Annotated in this window: 22 protein-coding genes; 16 read left to right on the top strand and 6 right to left on the bottom strand. The window is 54.6% G+C overall.

Annotated features, from left to right (window positions below; genetic code table 11):
- Positions 1 to 25 precede the first annotated feature (25 nt).
- The 9 genes from H8B09_RS17795 (at position 26) to modB (ending at position 7,544) form a co-directional block, all read left to right on the top strand.
- Entirely contained in the window at positions 26 to 1,183 is a 1,158-nt protein-coding gene (locus H8B09_RS17795; protein ID WP_191204895.1) for a serine hydrolase domain-containing protein, read from the top strand.
- Between the two features lie 181 nt (positions 1,184 to 1,364).
- Positions 1,365 to 2,144: a YheC/YheD family protein gene (locus tag H8B09_RS17800; RefSeq protein WP_191204896.1), complete on the top strand. Its 780-nt coding sequence runs from the start codon at positions 1,365 to 1,367 to the stop codon at positions 2,142 to 2,144.
- Between the two features lie 61 nt (positions 2,145 to 2,205).
- Positions 2,206 to 3,171, top strand: coding sequence for a phosphotransferase family protein (locus tag H8B09_RS17805; protein WP_191204897.1), 966 nt, complete (start codon positions 2,206 to 2,208; stop codon positions 3,169 to 3,171).
- Positions 3,172 to 3,264: 93 nt separating this feature from the next.
- Positions 3,265 to 3,906: a TVP38/TMEM64 family protein gene (locus tag H8B09_RS17810; protein ID WP_191205159.1), complete on the top strand. Its 642-nt coding sequence runs from the start codon at positions 3,265 to 3,267 to the stop codon at positions 3,904 to 3,906.
- A 29-nt stretch (positions 3,907 to 3,935) separates the two neighbouring features.
- A complete protein-coding gene (locus H8B09_RS17815; protein ID WP_191204898.1) occupies positions 3,936 to 4,706 on the top strand; it encodes a threonine/serine exporter family protein in 771 nt (256 codons plus the stop codon).
- Between the two features lie 51 nt (positions 4,707 to 4,757).
- Positions 4,758 to 5,243: a threonine/serine exporter family protein gene (locus H8B09_RS17820; RefSeq protein ID WP_224753713.1), complete on the top strand. Its 486-nt coding sequence runs from the start codon at positions 4,758 to 4,760 to the stop codon at positions 5,241 to 5,243.
- The gene (locus H8B09_RS17825) at positions 5,243 to 5,455 is read left to right on the top strand and encodes a hypothetical protein (RefSeq protein ID WP_191204899.1); all 213 of its coding nucleotides are present in this window, start codon (positions 5,243 to 5,245) and stop codon (positions 5,453 to 5,455) included. The genes H8B09_RS17820 and H8B09_RS17825 overlap by 1 nt, the downstream gene beginning before the upstream one ends.
- A 490-nt stretch (positions 5,456 to 5,945) precedes the next feature.
- Positions 5,946 to 6,755, top strand: coding sequence for a molybdate ABC transporter substrate-binding protein (modA, locus tag H8B09_RS17830; RefSeq protein WP_191204900.1), 810 nt, complete (start codon positions 5,946 to 5,948; stop codon positions 6,753 to 6,755).
- Positions 6,756 to 6,878: 123 nt separating this feature from the next.
- Positions 6,879 to 7,544 (top strand): molybdate ABC transporter permease subunit, encoded by a 666-nt coding sequence (gene modB / locus H8B09_RS17835; RefSeq protein WP_191204901.1) that lies wholly within the window; start codon positions 6,879 to 6,881, stop codon positions 7,542 to 7,544.
- A 144-nt stretch (positions 7,545 to 7,688) separates the two neighbouring features.
- Here the strand turns inward: modB and H8B09_RS17840 are convergent, their stop codons facing one another.
- A complete protein-coding gene (locus H8B09_RS17840) occupies positions 7,689 to 8,741 on the bottom strand; it encodes a lipoate--protein ligase family protein (RefSeq protein ID WP_224753714.1) in 1,053 nt (350 codons plus the stop codon).
- A 276-nt stretch (positions 8,742 to 9,017) separates the two neighbouring features.
- Between H8B09_RS17840 and H8B09_RS17845 the strand changes: the two genes are divergently transcribed.
- A complete protein-coding gene (locus tag H8B09_RS17845; protein WP_191204902.1) occupies positions 9,018 to 10,445 on the top strand; it encodes an MATE family efflux transporter in 1,428 nt (475 codons plus the stop codon).
- Positions 10,446 to 10,514: 69 nt separating this feature from the next.
- On the opposite strand, the gene H8B09_RS17850 is transcribed toward H8B09_RS17845, so the two are convergent.
- From H8B09_RS17850 to H8B09_RS17860, 3 genes are all read right to left on the bottom strand, one after another.
- Entirely contained in the window at positions 10,515 to 11,072 is a 558-nt protein-coding gene (locus H8B09_RS17850; protein WP_191204903.1) for a hypothetical protein, read from the bottom strand.
- Positions 11,073 to 11,267: 195 nt separating this feature from the next.
- Complete coding sequence (locus tag H8B09_RS17855) at positions 11,268 to 11,993, bottom strand: Gmad2 immunoglobulin-like domain-containing protein (RefSeq protein ID WP_191204904.1); 726 nt, start codon at positions 11,991 to 11,993, stop codon at positions 11,268 to 11,270.
- Positions 11,994 to 12,219: 226 nt separating this feature from the next.
- A complete protein-coding gene (locus tag H8B09_RS17860; RefSeq protein ID WP_191204905.1) occupies positions 12,220 to 12,798 on the bottom strand; it encodes a GNAT family N-acetyltransferase in 579 nt (192 codons plus the stop codon).
- A 305-nt stretch (positions 12,799 to 13,103) separates the two neighbouring features.
- Here H8B09_RS17860 and H8B09_RS17865 point away from each other — a divergent pair, with 305 nt between their 5' ends.
- The 3 genes from H8B09_RS17865 to H8B09_RS17875 all read left to right on the top strand — a co-directional run bounded on the left by H8B09_RS17865 (position 13,104) and on the right by H8B09_RS17875 (position 14,893).
- Complete coding sequence (locus H8B09_RS17865; RefSeq protein WP_191204906.1) at positions 13,104 to 13,424, top strand: PadR family transcriptional regulator; 321 nt, start codon at positions 13,104 to 13,106, stop codon at positions 13,422 to 13,424.
- Positions 13,421 to 14,002, top strand: a complete 582-nt coding sequence (locus tag H8B09_RS17870) for a DUF1700 domain-containing protein (protein WP_191204907.1) — start codon at positions 13,421 to 13,423, stop codon at positions 14,000 to 14,002. Before H8B09_RS17865 ends, H8B09_RS17870 begins: the two co-directional genes overlap by 4 nt.
- A 66-nt stretch (positions 14,003 to 14,068) precedes the next feature.
- Positions 14,069 to 14,893, top strand: coding sequence for a DUF4097 family beta strand repeat-containing protein (locus H8B09_RS17875; protein WP_191204908.1), 825 nt, complete (start codon positions 14,069 to 14,071; stop codon positions 14,891 to 14,893).
- Positions 14,894 to 15,007: 114 nt separating this feature from the next.
- On the opposite strand, the gene H8B09_RS17880 is transcribed toward H8B09_RS17875, so the two are convergent.
- Both H8B09_RS17880 and H8B09_RS17885 read right to left on the bottom strand, forming a co-directional pair.
- The gene (locus tag H8B09_RS17880; RefSeq protein ID WP_224753715.1) at positions 15,008 to 16,063 is read right to left on the bottom strand and encodes a Glu/Leu/Phe/Val dehydrogenase dimerization domain-containing protein; all 1,056 of its coding nucleotides are present in this window, start codon (positions 16,061 to 16,063) and stop codon (positions 15,008 to 15,010) included.
- A gap of 415 nt (positions 16,064 to 16,478) precedes the next feature.
- A complete protein-coding gene (locus tag H8B09_RS17885; RefSeq protein WP_224753716.1) occupies positions 16,479 to 18,254 on the bottom strand; it encodes an ABC transporter ATP-binding protein in 1,776 nt (591 codons plus the stop codon).
- Between the two features lie 422 nt (positions 18,255 to 18,676).
- Between H8B09_RS17885 and H8B09_RS17890 the strand changes: the two genes are divergently transcribed.
- The 3 genes from H8B09_RS17890 to H8B09_RS17900 all read left to right on the top strand — a co-directional run bounded on the left by H8B09_RS17890 (position 18,677) and on the right by H8B09_RS17900 (position 23,121).
- The gene (locus tag H8B09_RS17890; RefSeq protein ID WP_191204909.1) at positions 18,677 to 18,919 is read left to right on the top strand and encodes a hypothetical protein; all 243 of its coding nucleotides are present in this window, start codon (positions 18,677 to 18,679) and stop codon (positions 18,917 to 18,919) included.
- Between the two features lie 168 nt (positions 18,920 to 19,087).
- Positions 19,088 to 21,085, top strand: a complete 1,998-nt coding sequence (locus H8B09_RS17895; RefSeq protein ID WP_318152651.1) for a GTP-binding protein — start codon at positions 19,088 to 19,090, stop codon at positions 21,083 to 21,085.
- A gap of 158 nt (positions 21,086 to 21,243) precedes the next feature.
- Positions 21,244 to 23,121, top strand: a complete 1,878-nt coding sequence (locus H8B09_RS17900; protein ID WP_224753717.1) for a PAS domain-containing protein — start codon at positions 21,244 to 21,246, stop codon at positions 23,119 to 23,121.
- The last annotated feature ends 15 nt before the right edge of the window (positions 23,122 to 23,136 follow it).

A 23,136-nucleotide genomic window follows, 5' to 3' on the forward strand; every position in this document is an offset into this window, starting at 1 on the left:
AATTCCTTTCTAAGGAGGAATCTCGTTGGCTAATCGAACAAGACGAATGCGTATTCGACTGGCTGCGCTCGCAGCAGTACTACTCATTACTACAATTTCGGCAGGATGTTCACAATCAGGGGACTCGGAGCCCGAGCATTCAACAGCTGCTGCTAAGGAGACGGCATCTTCGGGGACGCTGCCAGGGGTTTCAGCTCTGCTGCAGGCACAGGGGGTGAAGGATGATTTCTGGCAGGCGTCGACGCCATCAGCAGAGGGGATGGATGAGGCGCTGCTTGCAGGCATTCAGGATGAGGTCGACAAGCATCATGAGCGGCTTTACAGCCTGATGATCGTACGGCATGGGAAGGTGGTGCTGGAGCAGTATTACCACGGCCGAACTGCGCAGGACCAGGCAGGCGTCTTCTCTGTCAGCAAAAGCATTCTATCCGCGCTTACCGGAATCGCGATCCGGGATGGCATATTTACGGGCGTTGAACAGGATGTAGGTTCGCTGCTCCCCGACGAGCAGCGTGGCGAGATGCAGGCGCCGCTTCAACTGAAGCAGCTGCTGACGATGTCAGGCGGGCTCAAGCCAGTCGATGATACGATCATGGATTGGTTCAACAGCTCGAATTGGGTTGATTTTGTGCTGCAGGAGCCTTCCATGGAGAAGCCCGGCATCGTGTTCCGCTATAACACAGGGCTGTCGCACCTTCTATCCGCTGCGTTGACGCACGCGTCGGGTGAATCGACGATCTCCTATGCAGAGAAGCATTTGCTCGGTCCATTAGGTATCCAGGATTACGGTTGGCAGAAGGACCCGCAAGGAATTCCGGCAGGCGGCACGATGGTTACGCTTCGGCCGCGCGATATGGCGCGATTCGGGTATTTGTATTTGCATAATGGAGAGTGGATAGGCCGGCAGTTGGTGCCGAAGGATTGGGTGGCCGCGTCGACGAAGGAGCAGATCAAGACAGATTCGGGCGGCTCCTACGGCTATTTCTTCTGGCTGGGCGAGTCGAAGACGAAGGATGGCGTTGCGCATCCTAATTTTGCAGCGACCGGATATGGAGATCAGCTTGTATTGGTCGTGCCAGAGCTTGACCTGGTCGCCGTCGCGACGTCGAATCCGGATTCGCGCGATACTTCATCGGCCGGCGAATTGATTGATCGATATGTGATTCCGGCAATCATGCAGTAATTGGTGTTGGTGTAATAGAGCCCTCGCAGCGTCTACCCTTGGTAGGTGACAAGCGTGGGCTTGTTTGACTTGGGCTGAAGCTTACCCGAAGAGGGATGTAGAGCGGAATATGCTTCTGGCCGGCGCGATTCGCACACAAAGCTAGACAAGGAGGCGCATAAGGTAGGACGGGGTGAGCAGAATGTACACCAAACGTTACCGAAGTGCTGCAATCTGGGGAAAGCTTCGCGTCTGTCGCTATATGGCGGGGAGCGAGACGCTGCGTGCCGTCGTACCGCACAGCTTGTTATTGACGCCATCTAATCTGGCTTCAATGACGGAGAGGCATGAAGCTGTTTATGTGAAGCCTGATATCGGGTCGATGGGCATCGGCATACATAAGCTCGTTCGCACAGCGAACGGGTTTATGCTGTATTCTACACAGTGGCGCAGACAGGTGAAGCGTGAAGCGAAGGATGCAAGGGACGCCTATCGTCTGCTGCGTGCGTTTAGCAAGGGTAGAATGCTTATTCAGGAGGCAATCGCAATCGACAATGTCAGCGATCAGCCGTACGACATCCGCGCGATGGTTCAGCGGCGGCCGGGCGGACCGTGGACATGTACCGGGTTCATGGCCAAAATCGGCGGCAGCGGCAGCATCGTCACCAACTATTATCAGGGTGGACAAATCTGGACGCTGGAGCGTCTGCTGCGCGAGAAGGGCTATGATGCGGATAAGTGCCGCACGTTGACAGAGCAGTTGACGGCTAAGGCATTGGATACGGCCCAATGGCTAAGCGGCAAAAAGCAAGGCATGCGCGAGATGGGCATCGATTTTGCTTTTGACCGAGAAGGAAAGCTGTGGGTGCTCGAAGTGAACTCGAACCATCCGCAGTTTCATCCGCTTAGGAAGCTGGATCCGGCCGCCTATCAGCGAATGATGTCATTTGCCCGTGCCTATGGCAGGTATGATGCGCAATAGACAACTGCTTGTCATGCTGTGCTACAATAGGGCTAATCTAACGGAATAGGTGCGGGTAGCCATGAATGAATGGAACATCAGACCAGCTCTCGCTGCGGACGGTACCATACGCGAGGATGCGATCGCACAGCGAATTCCGCTCGGCGGCGAGACTGGCGATACTGTAGTAGAACGGCTCGTGCTCCAAGAGCTCGATATAGTCGTCATTCGGAAGACGACCGCCAACATTGCGCTGGCTGCTCGGGAGGCAGCGCTGTATGCGGATGTGCTGCAGCAGCTGCCAGCGATTTATCCGCGGCTGCTTGCGTATGCATCGTCAGAGGAGCAGGACGCGGCATCGCTCGTTTATGAGGATGTCGGTGTGATCGATCATAGTTTTGACGAACAGCTTGCAGTAGAATTGATTGGTCATATGGCGCGTTGGCATGCGATGCCTACGGCAGATCTGCCGCTTGGCGGTGAGCGGGGGCCAAGGCCCGACTATGAGGAACTGGCGGCGGAGCTCATCATGACGCTGGGTTGGAGCTGGTGGCCTGCTGAGGGTGAGAACGTATTGGGCATAGATGCCGCGTTGGTGAAGCGTGTATATGACCGTGCGAAGCAGCAACCTCCTGTGATCAAATATGTTCTGTCGCATGGTGATCTGCATGCAGGCAGCTATGGCCGTTCCGCGGCAGGCAATCTCGTCGTGGCGAACTGGGTGCATGTGCACCGCAACAGCCCATATTGGGATCTCTATCACATGCTTGATTTGCCTTCGGGGACTGTGCTTCAGCAGATTGATGATGCGGCATGGGAGCGATTGCTAACGGCATATTGGCAGCAGGCGGGAGAGGGGATTATCCCGGCTGAGCAGGCAGCATTCCTGCGCGAATACTGCCTATTCGCAGCAGTGTTCTCGTTCTGGGTGCTGCAAGAGTTGGAGCGTCAGCTTGCTGCGGAGGAAGTTGAGGGGCGTAGAGAGCAATTGCTGCAGGAGCGAGGGCAGGCGGCGGCTTCGTTCCAGCGCTGCGCGGAACGGTTCTAGTTGAGATCGCAGCGTGTTACATAAAAGGTAAACTAGCAGGCTATGCTAGCCTCGTACATATGGATGGTTGATCGGAAAGTAGGTTGCGATAAGATGTCGATGTCAGATTGGATTGCCTATTGGACGGAGAAAGATCATTTGCTGGATCTGCTGGAGCAGTATCGGTCGCTCGGACCGCTGCCTGGCGTTGCGCTGACGTTTATGAAATCATTCGTGCCGCCGCTGCCGACGCTTGTCATCGTTGGAGTTAATGCAGCGGTGTATGGCCTATGGCTTGGTTTCCTCTATTCCTGGCTGGGCCTTGTGGCCGGTTGCCTGGTTACGTTCCTGCTTGTCCGGCGGATTGCGGACCATCCGTTCCTTCAGCGGTATGCGCAGCGGCGGAAGGTGCAGAACGGGCTGCGCTGGGTGCGGCGCAATGCTTTTAGTTATGTTTTTATCCTTAGTATCTTCCCCGTAGGCCCGTTCGTTGTCGTCAATGTGGCGGCAGCGCTCGCCCGGATGAAGTTCAGGTCTTTCCTGCTCGCCGTCGCGGCCGGCAAAGGCATTATGGTGTTCGCGGTGTCGCTCGTCGGTCATGACGTGGCGCGTTATTATCGGAATCCGGAGCTGCTCATCTATATCGTGCTGCTGATTGCTTTGTCGCTTGTCATTATGAAGTGGGTCGAGGCGCGGTATATGCGCGATACGGAGGAGACGGTTGTAGAGATTGCGGGCGAGGCAGAGGCGAAGTAAGAATCGTGCAGCGAGCGAGGGGGGCGGCGATGAGCGGAGTAGAAGATCGGTATTCGTGGGACAAGGTTACGGAAGTCTGTCTGCTGGCCGGCAAAATCATGATGCAGAACGGCGGCGAGACGTACCGCGTCGAAGATACGATGATGCGAATTGCCGCTGCCTACGGCAAGGACAATTCGCACAGCTATGTGACGCCGACCGGCATCCTGTTCGCCATTGACGGCGGGGCGCCAGGGACGCGTCTTATTCGCATTAATGAGCGGTCGAATGATCTGCGCAAGGTAACGCTTGTTAATGACGTGTCCCGGCGGATCAGCCGCGGCGAGCTTACGCCAGCGGAGGCGTGCGCGCTGCTGAAGGACATCGACAGCAAGCCGCCGGTATACCGCCCGCTGCTTCAGGTGGCGTCGGCTACGCTCGCAAGCGGCTGCTTCCTGCTCATGTTCAATGGCACAGCCGCCGATATTGTGCCGTCCGCGATTGCTGGCGGCGCAGGCTTCACGGCGCTTGTGCTGTTCCAGCGCTACGTGCCGGCGAAGTTATTCGCCGAGCTGCTAGCGGCGGTTGTCGTTGGCGCGCTTGCTTGTTTATTCGTCAGCATAGGGATTGGCCATGAGCTGGACCGCATCATTATCGGCGCAGTCATGCCGCTTGTTCCGGGGCTGCTGCTGACGAACGCGGTGCGCGACCTAATGGCAGGCCATCTCGTATCGGGCTTGTCCAAGGGGGCAGAGGCGTTCTTAACTGCGTTCGCGATTGGGACGGGCATCGCATTCGTGCTCTCGATGTATTACAGCTAGTCATTTGTCCGTTTGTTGGTGGGAAGCGAAGACGAGAAGGAGGGGTTCAGCATGACGATGGTCGCGTACGTTAATGATGCACTGCCGTTGATTGGACAAGCCGTCGCAAGCCTTATTGCGGCGGCAGCCTTCGGCGTCCTGTTTCAAGTGCCGAAGCGAACGCTGCTGCCATGCGGCGTGACGGGCATGGTCGGCTGGCTCGCCTACGTGCTGCTGGACCGCCGTCTGGATGCCGTCCCGGCAACGCTGATTGCTGCGTTGGTCGTAACGGTCGCAGCGCAGCTGTTCGCTCGCACGTACCGGATACCGGTCATCGTCTTCAGCGTCGCCGGCATCATACCGCTCGTGCCGGGCGGTGTCGCATACGACGCAATGCGGAGCGTCGTCGAGAACCGGTACGACGACTCCCTGCCGCTGGCGGCGAAGGCGTTCATGATGTCCGGGGCGATCGCGGTCGGCCTCGTCCTGTCGGAGGTCGTGAATCAGCTGCTGCTGCCGAAGGTCAAGAACGCCAAGCACGAGGAGCCGCAGCCTTAATGGGGAAGCAAGAGAGCCAATCCATCCGTTACTTCATCGACGAAGTGACGAGATGGATTGGCTTTTGTTTGTTTGGTGCATCTATTAGTGCAGGACGGAAGAGACGTGACGGTATTTTGAATCTGAAACTAGGCATGGGCATTGTGGCTTGTCATACGGGCCGAGACAGAGACGTGTTGCAATCAGGCTGCATTGACGTTAACGGATCATAGTAACGCTATTTCTCGTTCCTGCACACGTTTGATTTCTAACGGACTATAGTGGCGCTATTGTCCTGATGAGCAGCAGTTTTGAACTGAAATTGTATTAATAGCGTATCTAGGATCCGTTAGACTAGCGATTGGCGAGATTTCGTGGGAATAGCGTCATCTTGGTCCGTTAGCTTGTCAGCAGCGGACGCTTTCAATGGCATCCCCTTCGTCTGCTAGCCTTTCGATAGAACGCAAACGGCTGCTTTTTGACAAAAATAATTAGTATCGCTTTCGAAGAAGAAACTCTCAATTCATTGCCTTGCAGGCTAAAGGTTTGAACTTATTTTGCCTTTGGATGTAACTAGTATAAATTGCAAGAGTAGAATTGTTGATATTTTCCGAAAAACAGAAAGAAATCGTCGTAACTAGATATAACTAGATATATCTAAACATATCCAGTTGTGCTAGAATCGGCTTTGAGTACATATAGATACGCTTGGAGGAGAGAGGCATGTTGAAACCGAAGAAACGTTTAGTGATCGGATTTGTATTGTTGCTCGCACTCGCATTTACACTTACAGGGGTAATTTCATCACGATATGCAACAGACCAGCAGGCAGAGGCGGCTAGCGGTAAGACGGAGCTGATCATCTCTGCTGCAGCGAGCTTACAGGACAGTCTCGAAGAGATTGCAAAGCTATATGAGTCGGACCACAAGGACATTGATCTGACGTTCAACTATGGATCGTCGGGCACCCTGCAGAAGCAGATCGAACAAGGCGCGCCAGCAGATCTATTCTTCTCGGCGGGCGCCAAGCAGATGGATGCGCTCGTGAAGGATAAGCTGATCAGCGATCATAAGACGCTGCTGAAGAATGAGCTCGTCATGGTCGTGCCGTCGGACTCCAAGCTTACGTTTAATACAGTGAAACAGCTGACGAATAAATCGATCAAGAAAATTGCGATCGGACAGCCGGAGTCGGTGCCAGCAGGGCAATATGCGAAGGAAACGTTGACCTCGCGGCAAGTATGGGACGCGCTCAAAGATAAATTGGTTTATGCGAAGGACGTTCGTCAGGTGCTGACGTATGTGGAGACGGGCAACGTAGATGCAGGCTTCGTCTACAAGACAGATGCGCTTACGTCCAAGAAAGTACGAATCGCGCTTCATATCGCACCAGGGGTGCACACGGCAATCGTGTATCCGGCAGGCGTGGTGAAGGAAACGAAACATGCAGCTGAAGCCAAAGAATTCTATTCGTACCTACAGTCGGATAAGGCAGATGCGATCTTCGTGAAATACGGATTTAAGCTTAGCTAATCAAGCTTCGAGGTTAAATATGCTTTCTTGAGGAGCTTTGTAATTATTAGTCGACACAAAGGCCAATCAGGAAAACTTCGTGATCATTGGCCGTCTTAGATGAGGTAGGTAGGTGGCGTGGGCGTGGAATGGTCAACCTTCTTCGAGCCGATCGGGCTCTCTATTCAAATATCGCTGGTCGCCAGCATTATCATTTTCGTGTGTGCGCTGGCAACGGCACGATGGATGGCAAGAGCCCGTTTCCTCGGTCGGAGCATACTAGAGACGATTCTGCTGCTGCCGCTTGTGCTGCCCCCTACGGTTGTAGGCCTGGTGCTTCTCGTCCTGCTCGGACGCCGCAGCTGGATCGGCAAAGCGTATGAGGCGATTTCGGGCGGGCCGATCTTGTTTACTTGGGGCGCGGCCACGATTGCTGCAGTTGTTGTGGCATTCCCGCTCGCCTATCGTCAGATGAAGACGGGCTTCGAAGGCGTCGATCGGAACTTAGAAGATTCTGCACGTGCGAACGGGGCTAATGAGTGGCAGGTGTTTCGTTACATCACAATGCCGCTTGCGAGCCGCTCGCTGACATCTGCTTATTTGCTCGCTTTCTGCCGCGGACTCGGCGAGTTCGGTGCGACGTTAATGGTGGCGGGCAATATTCCAGGTCGGACGCAGACGATTCCGACGGCGATCTACGTCGCTTCCGATGGCGGAAGCATGAAGATGGCATGGGCATGGTCAGGATCGATGATTCTGCTCTCGTTCATTGTGTTGCTGCTGTCCAACCGGATCTCGAAAGAAACATGAACATAAAGGCCGTTCCTAATTAGCAGATTCGTCTGCTAATTAGGAACGGCCTTGTTTTGTTTATGCAGGGGTATGGCGGCAGGTGTCCCATCATGCCATTGCCTAGCGTGCAATGAAAGGATGTCATTTATATATTGTCGCTAGCTACCGCTTATACCGTGCGTGCAGCGAGGCAATCATTGCCTCAAGCTCGTCCGTTAGCGGCAGCTTAAGCCGCGCGGCGGAGTCGGCTACCGCGTCCGGCTGCTGGCACGTGCGGATGACCGCCTTCACGCGCTCGGCGAATGTCCGCGTCGCATCGGCTCCGATCGTCGTCAATTCCTCCAGACTAGCGGTGCTGTCTGGCACGACGATCGGATGCGAGACCGCTGCCGCCGCACCCTCGGTGCCGCCTTCAGTCGGACTACCCGTCACGCTCACATTGCTGCTACCGTTGCCGCCAGCCCCGACACTCGCCTCCGTCGAGCTCGCGCCAGTCCCCGCCGCCGCGTCATAGAACGCGCGGACGAGCGCCGCGCGTTCGCTGCCGGAGCCTTCTGCGACGACGAACGCCTGCACGATGAGCGCCTTCGCTTGGCGGCGCTGCGCGATGCCGCAGAACTTGCGCCCATCGATGCTCAGGTCATAGTCGCCAGGGCAGTAGGCGCCAGCAATCTCACCTTTATCTACCCGGCTGCCAGTGAACGACAAGGCGAGCGAGATCAGCTCGTACATCCGCTCGAAATCGTGGTTGAACCGCATGCCCGATGCGCTGCCGTCGATCGGCACGATGAGCGACACGTTGACGACGCCGCGATCAAGCGGCACCGCCGCGCCGCCCGAGTTGCGGACAGCGGTATGATAATGCCGCACCGCCAGCTGCTGCAGCGCCGTCTCTACGTGCGGCAGCCGGTTGTCGCGCTGCCCTAGGATGAAGGCGCCTGGATGGCGCCATAGATGAATGATCGGCGGCCCGCCTTCGCCAACCTGCCGACATAGCAGCTCATCGAGCGCGAACGAGTGGAGGGGGTCCGTATCCGGCTGCCCCTCGTTCATGCGGTCCAAGATGAGCATGCCCCTATAATCATCGGCAAACGCCGATATCGAGGCGCCGTCGAATGTCTCCTCTGACTCCGCTGCTGTCTCCTCTATCCACGCATCGCGATCGCTTCGCGTTCGCGGCTGCGTATCCTTTTGTCCCCAAGCATCCATAGCCATCTCCGCCGTCCCTCTCAACTAAAGCCTTTATATGCTACGACTCATATAGTCTGTTCATTCCATTGCTGCTTCTATAGTAAAGCATATTGGGACGTTAAAGAAACACCTTCGGATCAGCTTTGCCAATGTGTGCGTTTACATCGGAAAACGGCTAGTCATTTCACCAAAACTACATATAAAAACCACTTCGAATAACGGTGCAATCGACAAAAGCCTATGTTACGATAGCGTCTATGATTAGAGATAGATCGTCTAACGGATAGGAGAATAGACAACATGAGTAGTGCGCAAGCGGCAGGGAAGGTCAAGGACAGATCGCGTGAGAACAATCTGTTTCTGCTGACCTGGCCGATTTTTCTAGAGCTTTTCCTGTTTATGATGATGGGTATCGCCGATACGTTCATGCTGAGCGCATTGTCGGACCGGGCGGTATCCGGCGTTGGCGCGTCCAACCAATATTTGACCATCGCGCTGCTCGTGCTGGAGGTCATCGGCAATGGCGCATCGATCGTCGTCGCACAGTACCTCGGAGCGCGTAATTACGAGGGTGCATCGCGCATCTCAGCTGTTTCCATTACGCTCAACCTCATGGTCGGGCTTGTCATCAGCGGCGGCTTCCTCATCTTCAGCGGTGCGATGATGCGCGGGATGAACTTGCATGGCGAGACGCTTACGTACGCAACCGATTATCTTGGTATCGTTGGCGGCTTTATCTTCCTACAGGCGATTGTGAACTCCATTGCTGCAATCGTACGGGTGCACGGTTTCACGAAGGAAGCGATGTTCGTCTCGCTCGGAATGAACGTCGTCCATATTATTGGCAACTACGTGCTTATTTTCGGCAAAATGGGCGCTCCTGAGCTCGGTGTTCAAGGCGCTGCCATCTCGTCGGTTATTAGCCGGGGACTGGCCGTTATCGTCTTGTTCTGGCTGCTCTACCGAGTCATGAGGTCACGCATTCAATTCCGTTATTACTGGAATCTGTCCAAGGAATACATCGGCAAAATTCTTCGTATCGGCATTCCGTCAGCGCTTGAGCAAGTGATGTACCACTCGTGCCAGCTGGTGTTTCTGTTCTACGCGACCTACTTGGGGGATCAGGCACTGTCGGCAAGACAATATGCGCAAAATATTTCGATGTTCATCTTCCTATTCGCCTTCGCCGTCGGCATCGGAACCTCGATTCTGGTCGGCCGGCTGGTTGGCGCGAACAAGAAGGATCAGGCGTACACGCGCGTGTGGCTGAGCGTCCGCTCGGCATCGATCGCTTCGCTATGCGTAATCGCGCTCGTTATGATTTTCCGTCATCCATTGATCAGTATGTTCACCACCGATAACGAGATTATCCGCATCGGCGCACACGTTCTGCTGTACAGCATCGTGCTCGAGACAGGACGGACGATCAATATCATTCTGGTCAACTCGCTCCGCGCTGCCGGAGATGCGAAGTATCCGCTCTGGATCGGCATGGTGACGATGGTCGGCATTAGCGTGCCGCTGGGCTACTTGTTCGTGTTCAAGCTCGATATGGGATTGCCGGGCATCTGGCTCGCCATTGCGTCTGACGAGTGGCTGCGCGCGATCATTATGTCGTTCCGCTGGAAGTCCCGCCGTTGGGAGAAATACGCGCTTGTGAAGCAGAACCCGGATTCGAAGGCTGGCGCCGCTAACGGCGCTCCGGCTGGAGTTGAGGTTTCGGTGTAAAATGAAAAAGACTATTCGCTTAGCTCTTAGCTGGCGAATAGTCTTTTTAGTTGCAAGAACGTTATCTGCTTACGGATTGACGGCAATGATGCCGTAGCGCTGCGGCGTATCCGCAGTGGCGCCGAACCAGATTTGTCCGGCACCCGCCATGACGCCCTGCCAGTTGACGAACAGCTTCGCAATCGCTTGATCCTTCATCGCTGTGACGACGGCTGGCGTAACGATCTTGTCGTACTTGGCGATGAATTGCTTGGCATCAGCGATTTGCTCCGATGTGCCGTCCGCGTAGTTGACGCGGATAGGGTAAAGACCGTAGCTAGCGACGAGTGTCTGATCGCCAGCGGCAATGGCTTGCTGTACGCTCGTGAACATCTGCTCGAACGCTGCGGGATCATTGATACCGGCGGTCTCGTAAGGGTTGCTTTTATCGACTGCTGCGGGGGTGGCGGCAGGCGAAGCAGTGGATTGCTGCGAGCCTACTGTTGTATTCGAATCCGTCTTTGCGGACGAGCTTTCGTTGTCGTTGGCACTGCCGCAACCTGCGAGCAGGCATAAGGCAAGTACAATAGCGGCTCCTATCGAGCCATGCAAGAAGCGGCGGAAAGTCGGAAGACGATGGCTGCGCATGAATGATCACCCTTTCTTCGATTCCATTTAAAGTTTCAGACGAGCGCAGGGTGACAAAAGGTTGCATACAAGGCACTTCTAGTTGTTGGAAACTATCTTTAGTGTGATCCAATTGGGATTAGCTTAATCGCAGGTCGAGAATGAAAGAGACTCGCCGCGTTGGCGGCGAGTCTCTGCATAGCTAGATCACCAGCTTTATCCCTCTCCTGAAACCGGTTTGACGATGCCGTCCTTGAACTTGACCGGAATTTCTAGCTGATGAACAGGACTGCCGTCTTTGGCGCTGCTCTCATAGATAATGAGGATGCCGTAGGGGCTAGTCGGATTTTTGAAGTTAACCTCGAACTCGAATTTTCCCCATTCTGGCGCGCCTTGATCCGCCGTGACATGGCCCTCGGCCAGCACGTTGTGACCATCCTCGAACGAATAGCTGAACGCAGCTTCGAATACACGCGCCTCGCCGGACACTTTGAAAGTTGTTCCGACGATAGCATTCTCCTCCGGCGCATAGATCCGGAATGCTTCATTCTCCGCGACGATAACCGGCTCTTTAACCGGCTCTTTGCTGCCTCCGCTGCTATTGTCCACGGGCTTAGCCGGCGGCTTGTTCGGCTCGGATGTCGTTGGTATTGGTTTAGGCGTCGCTGTTGGCGTATCTGAGCCGCTGTTAGTCCCCGGATCTTTGTCGCCGCCGACAGGCGTGCCCTCTACGTTGCTGCCTGTATCTGATCCATTATCCACTTCTGTGTCCTGGCCAGTCCCCGGAGTGACGCTTACTTGACCTGAGTCAGTCCCCGAATTAGCTCCATTGTCATTCCTGGCCTGATTGGAACAGCTGGCTGCAATTCCGACAATAAGCGCTAATAGAAGCGCGAGCCCCGCGCGCGGAAGCCACCAGGATGAATCATATTTTCTTGCCATCAACATGCACCTCCAACTAAGGGGTCTAGCTTGCTTGTTTCAGCTGCAGCTATACAGTAAGAACGATAGAAGGTTTGTCCATTGTTGCGATCACAAGTAAATATAAGAGGTCGTTCCCACAAAGTCCGCTCTTGAACATGTAATATAAGCAGCAGCCTGTCCGCAGCTATCTAGTGTATGCGGGGCTATAAGATAACATGTTCGCAATAGCCTAACCAAACATCAATTATTGGGCCGTCAGCGGCTTAAACATGTGGTGGAAAGGTGTGTTGTTAATGGTTATGGTTTTGTCTGATTCGTAGCCGATCGAACGATACAGACGCTCCGCACCATCGTTGCCGTACTCGACATTAAGCGCGATGCGGCCATACCCGAGTGCAGCTCCCGCATGTTCAGCTGAAGCCAGCAGCGCTTTTGCAATGCCTCTTCCACGGTATTCAGGGAAAACCGCTATCGAATCGATATAGTACTCGTCCTCATCGGCTTCCTTATCAATCGGCGGATTCGGGTTGCCAGTCCGCTTGCGCAACCGTGCCGCAATTGGCGCATCAAGCCTGTCCGCCTCGCTTCCGTGATAGCACAAAATAATGCCAGCTACTTTCCCATCCACCTCTGCGGCGAGTATCTGTTTGCTGCTGAACCGGTTCCCCTCCTCGCGGAACAGCTCCGCCAGCGCTTTCAGCGCATCCTCCGCTGTTGCTTCGCCAGTCAGTTGATAGGCGATGTCATGAATGGCCTCGTAGATGAGCCGTGCGACCGGCTCTGCATCATCGATTGTGGCAGCGCGAATGTTCAACTTGTCCATGTTTTAGCTCCTCTGCTCGTTATCCTAGATGTTGTCCCGTTATGATCTACAATATGTTCCTGCTCAGCAGATGTGAAGACTTAGATAAGATACATTACCCGATTTGCCGGAGGGGATAAGCAGCTTGTTCTTCTTCTAAGGTTTGACTTCTGTTCAGCTGCCCAGACCCAAGAACCATTTTTGGATAAAATAAGAAATTTAGCCGCTGGCTATATTGCATTGATGAATAGCTGCGGTATATATTGGTAACAACATCTATTATATATTGATGAATAGTACCCCATGTTGAATAGGTGGCGAGCGGAGTGAACATTCAGTTTAAGAAAGGCGCGCTGGACCTATGCGTCCTAGCGCTGACGGCTAAGGAGGACCGCTACGGCTACGAGCTGGCCGTTATGATCTCGGGTAAGTTCGATATTGCAGTCGGCAGCGTCTACCCGATATTGAATCGGCTGACACAGGAGGGCTATTTTACAACTTATCTGCAGGAGTCGCCTGGCGGACCGCCGCGAAAGTATTATCGGCTGTCGCCTGAAGGAAGAAGGAAGTTGTTCGAAATGGCGGAGGAGTGGCGAACCTTCACGAGGGCGGTTAATGAGTGGATCGAAGAGGGGGACTTGCGTTGAATACGCGCAATGAATATTTGCGGATGCTTGAGCACGAGCTGCGGGATGTGCCGGAGCCGCTGAGGCAGGAATGGATCGCGGACTACGCGGAGCATTTTCGCATGGCATATGAGAATGGCCAGCCTGAGATAGAAACTTGCAGAGAACTAGGCGATCCCCGTGTTATTGCAAGGGAGCTGCGAATGAATCACCAGTTCGAGCAGGCGAAGAAGGACGGAAGCTTCGTGCGTCTCGTGCGAGCAATGCTGATCGGAACCAGCTTGGGCTTGTTCAATCTCATTTTTGTACTGGCGCCGTTTCTAGTTGTATCTGCGCTGTTGGTTGCGATGTGGATCGTTGACTTTGCTTTCTTCGCAGGCGCGCTGTATGCCGCTTGGCTTGGAGCTTTCGGTGATCCGAATGTCGGAGACGCCCGGCAGTATCATGGGGTTACTGGATTTTCGGTTGCGTTCATCCTCGTTGGCCTTGGCATTATTGTTCTCGTCGTTGGCCATCGGATGACGAAGGGCTTCGTCCGCGGGACGGCACGTTATATGCAGGCGAATCGGAAGCTGCTTCGCGATGGCATTCAAGTGTAGATTATAAGCTGGGTAGACAGTCAGCATTAGTGTGGGATAGCGATAGGAGAGAGAGGTAGTAGAAATATGCGCAAATGGATTGGCATCGGCGTCATTCTGATTGGTATCGGCATCGCAGGGTTTCTGTCGCCCTGGAGCAATTGGCGCCATAACTGGGATACAATTAAGGTGGATGAACAAAGCTCCGTTTCTGCAGAAGGAGTCAAACGGATTGCCGTGCATACAGACAGCGAGAATGTTCGACTAGCCCGTGGAGCAGGAGACGACGTAAAGATTCGTGTAAAGGGCCGTGTTATGGAGAAGCGCTGGAGCGATCAGAACGTGATAGCAGTGGTCACGGACGGTACGTTGGATATTCGGATGAAGCCGACGGATTCGGTAATGGGATATAACATTTATGAATTAAGCATGACGATCGAGGTGCCTTCTAGGCAATATGAGTCGCTGGTCATGAAGACAGATAGCGGAGATATTGCGCTGGACGGCCTGACGATTGACGATATGAAGCTGAATACCGATTCAGGGGATCTCGTGTTTGAGGGAATAGCCGCTAAGACGATTGCAATTGGTACGGACAGCGGGGATACAGCCTTTACTAACACGGAAGGCGCGCTTGTTCTGAAGAGTGACTCAGGCGACATCGCATGGACGGGCAAACAGCTTGAATGGGCTGTCGACATTGCGACCGACAGCGGCGATGTGTACTACAAAGCGGATCAAGAGCCGGTCAATGGTACGATTCGTTATGAATCCGATAGCGGAGATGGTCTTATCGAGCGGGGAGACAAGAAAACGCAGACCGGCAGCTCGATTACGGAGGAGCATGGCAGCGGGGCTCCATTAATCAGCGTGAAGACAGACTCGGGCGATTTCGTGTTGACGTCCAACTGATAGGGATAGGAAAGAGACGCCTGCGGATGTGACCGCGGCGTCTCTTTGCTTATGGGCGGGTTCGGCCAGCGGGTTACTCCGCGAACAAACACGCCGAGTACCTATCTATTCGCATTAAACATTGCGTAGTGCATGTTCTGCGAGATGGTCCGCTGCTGCGGCTGTTGTCATTCCCTCGGTCTCTGCCACCAGGTATACATCCTCCAAGGTCCGAGCAATTCGCTTCACCCGGCTTCGAATGCGGCGCGGCCCATCGCCGTCCAGCTCTGCTGCTGTCGCAATAATGCCGCCTGCATTCACGATATAATCAGGAGCGTACACAAGCCCTCTCTGCTTCAGCGCCTCGATATGCACGGCCTGTGGAGCTGCCAACTGATTATTAGCCGAACCAGCAACAATGCGACAATGAAGCCTCTCAATCGTAGACAAGTTCAGAATACCTCCAAGCGCACATGGGGCAAAAATATGACAAGGCGCATCATAGATCCGATCCGCTGCAATAGGTAACGCCTGAAACTCGCGAACGGCGTGCTCGACCAGCCGCATGCTGAGGTCGGTAACGATAAGTCGTGCGCCTTCCCGGTGCAGGTAACGGCATAGCGCCCAACCAACCTTGCCTAAGCCTTGGACCGCAATGGTCAGATTGCGCAGCCGATCTGTGCCGTATAGCCGTTTGGCGGTTGCTTTCATGCCATGCAAGAGGCCATAGGCGGTCATGTCCGCTGTCCAATCATCGGTGCCGCCCAGCGTGCCGCTCATATCGGTTACATAACGGGTGAAGCGGGCTACAGCATCCATATGTGCGGTTGTTGTCCCGACGTCAACGCCTGTCCAGTAGATGCCGTTCAGCCGTTCAATGAATCGTCCGAGCGCTTCGAATTGCTGCTCGATACGGGGATCGTCGGCACGTCCGATAACGACCGCCTTGCCGCCGCCATAGGCAAGACCGGCAGCTGCCGCTTTATATGTCATGGAGCGGGCAAGACGCATGGCGTCCGCCACGGCGTCCTCTTCACTGGCGTAAGGCCACAGTCGGCAACCCCCCAGAGCGGGTCCCCGTTTCGTACTGTGTATGGCAATGAATGCTCTTAATCCGCTTTCCTGGTCGCGGCACCAAATGAACTGCTCAAATCCACCCTTGTCCAGCTCATTCCATTCAGACACAGACATCGGCGCTCACTCCTCGGTCCTGATGGCTCCTTAATCGCACGTTAACTTCGGGATCGCCATTGGTCCAAGTTGCGGGTACAGCAGTAGGCGTGCGCAGGTTGCGTTACTAGCAGCATATTCAAGCCGAAGATCAGCTGCCACGGCGTCCTCGCAGCCGGACAGGTGCGTCCGCTGCACAACGTGCACCAGAAACGAGCCTATTCTTCATAGATGGGCATCCAATTGCAATCTGTTCGATAGAAAAAAGCCCCGCTGAGGCTCAGCGGAGCTTTACAAACGAATAAATAAGAAATTTCCCTAGATCATCCATCGCCAGCCTATGCACCAGCAGACAGGCAGCGCGAGAAGCCATAGTACCGTTCTTGCGTAACGGTGTAGAGCCTGCATCATGGCCTAGGCCTCCAATCAGCTTAGACTATCGTACGACCTGCGCCTGAAGCTGCTGCTCGGCGAACTTACGATAGAGCTCGTGGCTGTTCAGCAGCTCGGCATGCGTGCCGCGGCCGGTGATACGGCCGTTCTCGATGAATAGCAGCTGGTCGGCGTCAATGACGGTCGACAGCCGATGGGCAATGACGATCGTCGTACGGCCTTTCATCAAATTGCGCAGCGCCTCCTGCACATAATGCTCCGATTCGCTGTCCAGACTCGATGTCGCCTCGTCCAGCATCAGAATGGACGGGTCGCGCAGCAGAGCGCGGGCGATGCCGATCCGCTGCCGCTGGCCGCCGGACAGCTTAATGCCGCGCTCGCCGACCTCGGTATCGTAGCCATTCGGCAGCTGGTCGATGAATCGGTCGGCATAAGCCATCGCTGCAGCGCGCTGCAGTTCTTCCTCGCTCACGGCCCGCTCGGTGCCGTAGGCGATATTCTCGCGAATGGTGCCGGACATGAGCGTGCTCTCCTGTTGAACATAGCCGATTGCGGCACGCCAGGAGCGCAACGAGTACGAGTCAATCGAATCCTCGCCAAGACGGATCGTACCTTCCGTTGGGGAGTAGAATCGTTCGAGCATCGAGAACAGCGTCGTTTTGCCACCGCCGCTTGGGCCCACGAGCGCTGTTACCTTGCCTGGCGGAATAACGAAGCTGATACCATCCAGCACCGGGTCGGCGCCGCTCTCGTAGGTGAATTGTACATCCTTCGCCACAATCGGCTTGTTGGCTTGCGTAAGCATAGCACCCCTATCCAGTTCTTCCTCCGAATCAATGAGCGTCTCGTTGATTCGCTCCGTTGCGCCGATCGCCTTCTGCATCTGGGTGAAGAACATGGCGATCTGGCTGGCAGGCATCATGATCTGGAACAAATACAGGATGAACGCAACCAAGTCGCCTGCGGACAGGGCGCCCGACGATACGCGGAAGCCGCCATAACCAATAATGATGACGAGCATCAGCATCATTATAAGCGAGATCAGCGGTCCGATCAGTGCCTGAACTTTGCCTTCCGATAGGCCAAGCTTGAACATATTGCGGATGCCTTTCATGCCGCTCGCGAACTCCCGATCCTCCGCGTTTGAAGCTTTTACGAGCCGGATTTCGGACAATACCTGACTAAGAACGCCGGATAGCTGGGCGGTCTCGTCTTGCATGCTCTTGGATACGAGATGCATCTTCCGTCCAAGCGGAACCATGAACAACATAAGAATCGGTGCTGCGGTCAGCATAACGAGCGTCATCCGCCAATCGAGTGCTAGCAGAATGGCCACGGAGCCAATGATGCTGATAATACCCGTGATGAAACTTGTCATATGTTCGGTAATGAGTCCTTTGACTACGGCAGTGTCGTTCGTCATGCGGCTGACGGTTTCACCGGTCTGGTGATTGTCGTAGTACGTAACCGGCAGCGCCAGCAGCTTGCGCCATAGACGCTCGCGCAGTCCAGCGATGACCTGTTGGCCAACGCGGGCGAGCATATAAGTCGAAATCGCGGCCGTAACGGCTTGAATGAGGAACGCAACGACAAGCAGGCTGATTTGCGGCATTCCGATGGAAGAGAGCGAGAAGCTGTCGACGACATTTTTGGTGAACAAAGGAACGATAAGGGCGGCTATGGTCGAAGATAAACTTAGCGTCAATGCAATGGCGAGGGCTGAGCGCGACGGCTTCGTCTCCCGAATGAGGCGCCAGAAAGGCATCCAGCCCTTAAGCGGACTCGTACCGGGCGAAACAGATTGGGTTGACTTGGGCATAAGCAAATATCTCCTTCAGAACGTGCGTAATCATCTAGTTTCTATTATTACACGACTTCAGGCGGGGGTAATCGCACATCGGGATGATTCCTAACTCGTTCGCGAGACGGAGTTGGGATGCTGAACAGTACATCGTCCGATTGTACTTATGGCTCACCCTAGCATGAGTCCCAATTCATTGGCGGGCGGATGATGCAGCCGAATGGTTCTCCTATAGTCTCTAGCGGAACTTCTATAGTTATCTATCACGGACATCTACTAGGCCTCTGATGGAATATGCGCAAGGAAGCGCGCCGAATCAACATTTCTTAGCGGGGCATATGCAGAAAAGGCAATGGCTGATGGGGGTACGTCCATGCGAGATTCGATCGATTGCATAGGATAGACTATAACCAAAATCAATTTTTTAGGAGGCAGCGAGAATGTCGAATTGCCATTACAACCCTTGTAACACGAAGCTGGATCCGGTGATGCTTGATCCGGTGCAAGTCTACCAAGACTTCTACTATCCGCAAGAGTATGAGGTCGTTCACACGGTTGAAGTCATTAGACGTCATCATTGCGTTCCTTGCCCTAAACACGTGCAAGTCGTAGTTGAACGCGACGTTAACATGGGCCTGATGAGAAGCGCTAGCCGCAGTGGCAGAACGAGAGGCCGCCGTTAATTATTGCTCTACAAAGATACGCGCCGTCGGGTATTCCCGGCGGCGTTATTCATTTGGTGATCTCCTGTCATTCCTTCACTTTACGCGCAACTGCAGCGGTTGTACCATAGGAGGATAAGCATATCGGACAAGCTGTCGTACGGGCAGGCTTACATAGAGGGGAAGCACATGATGGATCAAGGCAACAACGGACAATCGATACGCAATATCGGCATATTTGCCCATGTCGACGCAGGCAAAACAACGACGACCGAGCAGTTGCTCTACCGCAGCGGCCGCATTCGGACGCTTGGCAGCGTAGACGATGGAACCGCACAGACGGATTCGCTTGAGGTTGAGCGCGAGCGGGGCATTAGCGTACGGGCGGCGGTAACGCGGTTGGAATGGAACGGCGTTCGCATTAATCTCGTCGATACGCCGGGGCATGTCGACTTCTTGTCGGAGGTGGAGCGTTCGCTGCGCGTCATGGATGCTGCAGTGCTTATCGTGTCGGCGGCTGAGGGCGTACAGGCGCAGACAGAGGTCATCTGGCAGGCACTGCGCGAGATGCACATTCCAACCCTTATCTATGTGAACAAAATGGACCGCATCGGCGCAGACGCTGCAGCTGTGCTGGCGCAGATTCGCCGGCTGTTGACGCCGAATGCCGTACCTGTACAGGCGCCAATCGGCGCCGAAGAGACGTTCACTGGCGCGCGCAGCCTGCTTGCGCCAGAGGAGCTGCAGCCAGACGCATCGTCTTACGGGACGATGCTGGCTGAAACGATCGCGGAACGCGACGAGACGCTGCTCATGCGCTATCTCGACACTGGCTCGCTCTCGGTAAGCGAGGTGGAGGGGCAGCTCGTACCCGCAGTGGGAAAGGCTGAGCTGTATCCTGTATTGTTCGGTGCATCCGCGAGAGGAATCGGGGTCGAGCCGCTGCTTGATGCAATGGTAACACTGCTGCCTCCGCCGCAGGGAGAAGCGCAGGGACCGCTGTCCGGCGTCGTATTCAAGCTGGAGCGGGATCCGATTATGGGACGCGTGGCATACGTCCGGCTGTATAGCGGCACGCTTCGCAATCGGGATACGGCGCTGAATGTGACGCAGCTGACGAATGACAAAGTGACGCAGATTCGAACCGCGGATGGGCGGCGTTCGGAAGATAGCGGCGTGGTTGAGGCCGGCGATATTGCAGCCGTATATGGCTGGGGTCGCGCTCGAATCGGCGATATTATCGGTTCGCCTGAGCATGTGCCAGGCAGCGCGCAGCTTGCGGTACCGCTGCTGACTGTACAGGCGCATTGGCCCAACGATGCCGTTTATCCGGCCGCTGTTGCCGCGCTGCAGGAGCTGGCCGATGAAGATCCGCTGCTCGATCTGCAGTGGCTGCAGGATGAGCGTGAGCTGCACCTGAAGGTAATGGGACCGATTCAGATTGAGGTGCTGACGCAGCTGATCAGCACGCGGTTCGGACTGGACGTCACGTTCGGAGCGCCATCGGTTATCTATAAAGAGACGCCGGCGTCGGCGGGCGAGGGTTATGTTGCCTATCTGATGCCGAAGCCTTGCTGGGCTATTCTGCGCTTCGCGATTGAACCTGGCGAACGCGGAAGCGGCATTGTCTACGCTTCGACTGCGCGGCGCGAGCGGCTGCTGGAAAGTTACCAGAACGAGGTCGCACGGCGCGTGCCGGAAGCGCTTCAACAGGGGCTGCTCGGCTGGGAAGTTACCGATCTGAGGGTGACATTGGTTGAGGGCGAGCACCATGTATGGCATACCCATCCGCTCGACTTCGTCGTTGCGACGCCGATGGGCATTATGGATGGCCTGAACCGGATCGGAACAAAGCTGCTGGAGCCGATCGTCAGATTCCGCTTGTCAGTGCCGGAGGAATTCGGCGGCAAAGTGATGAACGAGTTGATGATCATGCGCGCGGAGTTTGAGCCGCCGGCTCTGCATAATGGAAGGATGGAGCTAGAAGGCCTGCTGCCGGTGGCGACATCGCTTGATTTTCCGGCACGGTTGGGTGCAATGACGAAGGGAAGAGGAGCCTTGTCGACCTTCTTCCATGGGTATCAGGAATGTCCGACCGACGTAACTGCTGAACGACAGCGTCGCGGGGTTAATCCGCTCGATCAAGCGAAGTATATTTTGGCCGCTCGGAAAGCTCTATCCCAGTAGTCCGTACGCCGCGGTTAATAGGTAAAAAGTTGGATACTGTTTACATATGTTAATTTTCCCTATAAGCGGAGGAGAAGGCGGTTTCAGATCGAATATGTACTGCGTCAATGTTGTTGTGAGAGTGACGAAATGAATCATCACTCATCCGGGAGGATTTCATGGTGACACGATGGTTATCGAGGCTGCGACGAGCGATGTCCAGCGTATTTCGGAACATGAGAGAACATGGTTTACGGCGTAATGCACAACGCATGGCAATGCTGGGGAGCTGGGAATATGATGCATCCAGCGGGAGATTTTATGGAACAAGAGAGTTCTATGCCCTATTCGGCATAGGAGAATTAGTAGATAAACGATTGACGCTGGATCAAGTGTTTGAGCGAGTTCATCCGGATGATCTGGCATTGTTCCAAAACTACTTGAACGGTTCGGATCTAACCTCTGTCCAGGCCGTCGGTTTTCGAATCATTCGATCGGATGGGAATACCCGATGGCTGCATTCGCAGTTTAGGCTATATGGCACAAGCCGATGCGTTGGCATCGTACAGGATATTACGAGAACGCAAAGCCTTGAGGACGAAGTGAAACTGCTCAATTACCATATGACTGCTTTCATCGACCGTCACATTGATCCGGTTGTTATTTGGAATGCGGATTGGCGTGTCGTGCGGGTCAACCCTGCTTTCACGGCGCTGTTCGGGTTTGAGCGTGGGGAAGTAGAGGGGCGATCCATTAGGGAGTGCGCGTTCATTCCGCAGGATCATCAATCTGAACTGGAGAAGATCAGCCGTCTTGCCAATGAGCAGGGAAAGGCAATCATCATCGATACACTGCGTCAGAAGAAAGATGGAACACCGCTTCATATTCTGCTGTCCATTACGCCAATGGCCGATAGCGAAGGCAGAACAACCACTTGGATTGCGATTCTGCGTGACTATACGGGGCAGCTGGAAGCCAATCGTCAGTTAAAGGAAGCACAAGCGGAGCTGGAGAGCTTCATTGCGTGCAATCCTGATGCGATCGGCTTCTTCAACAACGACGGTACAGTTCGTCAAGTGAATGCAGCGTTTGAGCGGGTGCTTGGTTGCGCTGTTGAAGAGCTAAAGGTGAAGAAGTTGACCGAGATGCCGTTTGTCCGTACGGTTGTGCAGTCGGATGAAGAACTGACAGCAATCATCCAATCTGGCGGGATGCAAAGTAAAGAAGTGGATGTGCTCCGCGTTGACGGTACGGTACTGACCGGACTTATGTCGCTAACGCCTTTTCCCGATCAGGCGGGGTTTGCCCTCATTGTGAAGGACGTCAGCGAGCTGCGCGAAACAAAGGATTTGCTCGGCCGTTCGGAGATGCTGTCGATGATCGGGCAGCTAGCGGCTGGCGTCGCGCACGAAATCCGCAACCCTCTCACCTCGTTGAAGGGGTTTATTCGTCTGATCGAGCCGGCCTTGCAGCCTAGAGAGTTTCGTTATCTCGACATTATGAAGGGCGAGTTAGACCGAATAGAGCTTATCGTTAATGAAATGCTTGTTCTGTCCAAACCGCAAATCATGGAGCTCGCCCTCTACCCGATGGATGAGCTGCTCGATTATATTATCGAACTGCTTAATACGCAAGCCGTTATGAAAAGCATCGAAATCGAACGGATCTTCGAGCCTGTCCCGCCGATCGAGTGCGAGCAGCGGAGAATTAAGCAGGTGTTCGTCAATTTGCTTAAGAACGCAATCGAGTCAATGGAGCCTAACGGGATTATTAAGGTGAGCATTGAACGGGCGGACGAAGATCATATTCGGGTTGTGGTCAGCGACCAAGGGAAGGGGATGTCGCAGGAGCAGCTCGCTCGTCTGACAGAGCCGTTCTATACAACGAAAGAGAAGGGCAACGGTCTAGGGCTGATGATGACGGCAAGCATCGTAGAACGGCACGGCGGTACAATTGTGTTCGATAGTGTAGTGGGGGAAGGGACGGCGGTTACCGTGACGCTTCCTATTGAACAGAAGAAGCAAGAGCTGTTGTCGGGCAGGCTGTTGGCGCACTGATGAAGTGCGTTAATA

The organism is Paenibacillus terricola, assembly GCF_014779765.1.
GTDB lineage: Bacteria > Bacillota > Bacilli > Paenibacillales > Paenibacillaceae > Paenibacillus_T > Paenibacillus_T terricola.

Coding starts and splice junctions, on each gene's coding strand:
- H8B09_RS17800 (WP_191204896.1), top strand. CDS start 1,365: ATGTACACCAAACGTTACCGAAGTGCTGCAATCTGGGGAAAGCTTCGC.
- H8B09_RS17805 (WP_191204897.1), top strand. CDS start 2,206: ATGAATGAATGGAACATCAGACCAGCTCTCGCTGCGGACGGTACCATA.
- H8B09_RS17810 (WP_191205159.1), top strand. CDS start 3,265: ATGTCGATGTCAGATTGGATTGCCTATTGGACGGAGAAAGATCATTTG.
- H8B09_RS17815 (WP_191204898.1), top strand. CDS start 3,936: ATGAGCGGAGTAGAAGATCGGTATTCGTGGGACAAGGTTACGGAAGTC.
- H8B09_RS17820 (WP_224753713.1), top strand. CDS start 4,758: ATGACGATGGTCGCGTACGTTAATGATGCACTGCCGTTGATTGGACAA.
- H8B09_RS17825 (WP_191204899.1), top strand. CDS start 5,243: ATGGGGAAGCAAGAGAGCCAATCCATCCGTTACTTCATCGACGAAGTG.
- modA (WP_191204900.1), top strand. CDS start 5,946: ATGTTGAAACCGAAGAAACGTTTAGTGATCGGATTTGTATTGTTGCTC.
- H8B09_RS17840 (WP_224753714.1), bottom strand. CDS start 8,741: ATGGCTATGGATGCTTGGGGACAAAAGGATACGCAGCCGCGAACGCGA.
- H8B09_RS17845 (WP_191204902.1), top strand. CDS start 9,018: ATGAGTAGTGCGCAAGCGGCAGGGAAGGTCAAGGACAGATCGCGTGAG.
- H8B09_RS17850 (WP_191204903.1), bottom strand. CDS start 11,072: ATGCGCAGCCATCGTCTTCCGACTTTCCGCCGCTTCTTGCATGGCTCG.
- H8B09_RS17855 (WP_191204904.1), bottom strand. CDS start 11,993: ATGGCAAGAAAATATGATTCATCCTGGTGGCTTCCGCGCGCGGGGCTC.
- H8B09_RS17860 (WP_191204905.1), bottom strand. CDS start 12,798: ATGGACAAGTTGAACATTCGCGCTGCCACAATCGATGATGCAGAGCCG.
- H8B09_RS17875 (WP_191204908.1), top strand. CDS start 14,069: ATGCGCAAATGGATTGGCATCGGCGTCATTCTGATTGGTATCGGCATC.
- H8B09_RS17880 (WP_224753715.1), bottom strand. CDS start 16,063: ATGTCTGTGTCTGAATGGAATGAGCTGGACAAGGGTGGATTTGAGCAG.
- H8B09_RS17885 (WP_224753716.1), bottom strand. CDS start 18,254: ATGCCCAAGTCAACCCAATCTGTTTCGCCCGGTACGAGTCCGCTTAAG.
- H8B09_RS17890 (WP_191204909.1), top strand. CDS start 18,677: ATGTCGAATTGCCATTACAACCCTTGTAACACGAAGCTGGATCCGGTG.
- H8B09_RS17895 (WP_318152651.1), top strand. CDS start 19,088: ATGATGGATCAAGGCAACAACGGACAATCGATACGCAATATCGGCATA.
- H8B09_RS17900 (WP_224753717.1), top strand. CDS start 21,244: ATGGTGACACGATGGTTATCGAGGCTGCGACGAGCGATGTCCAGCGTA.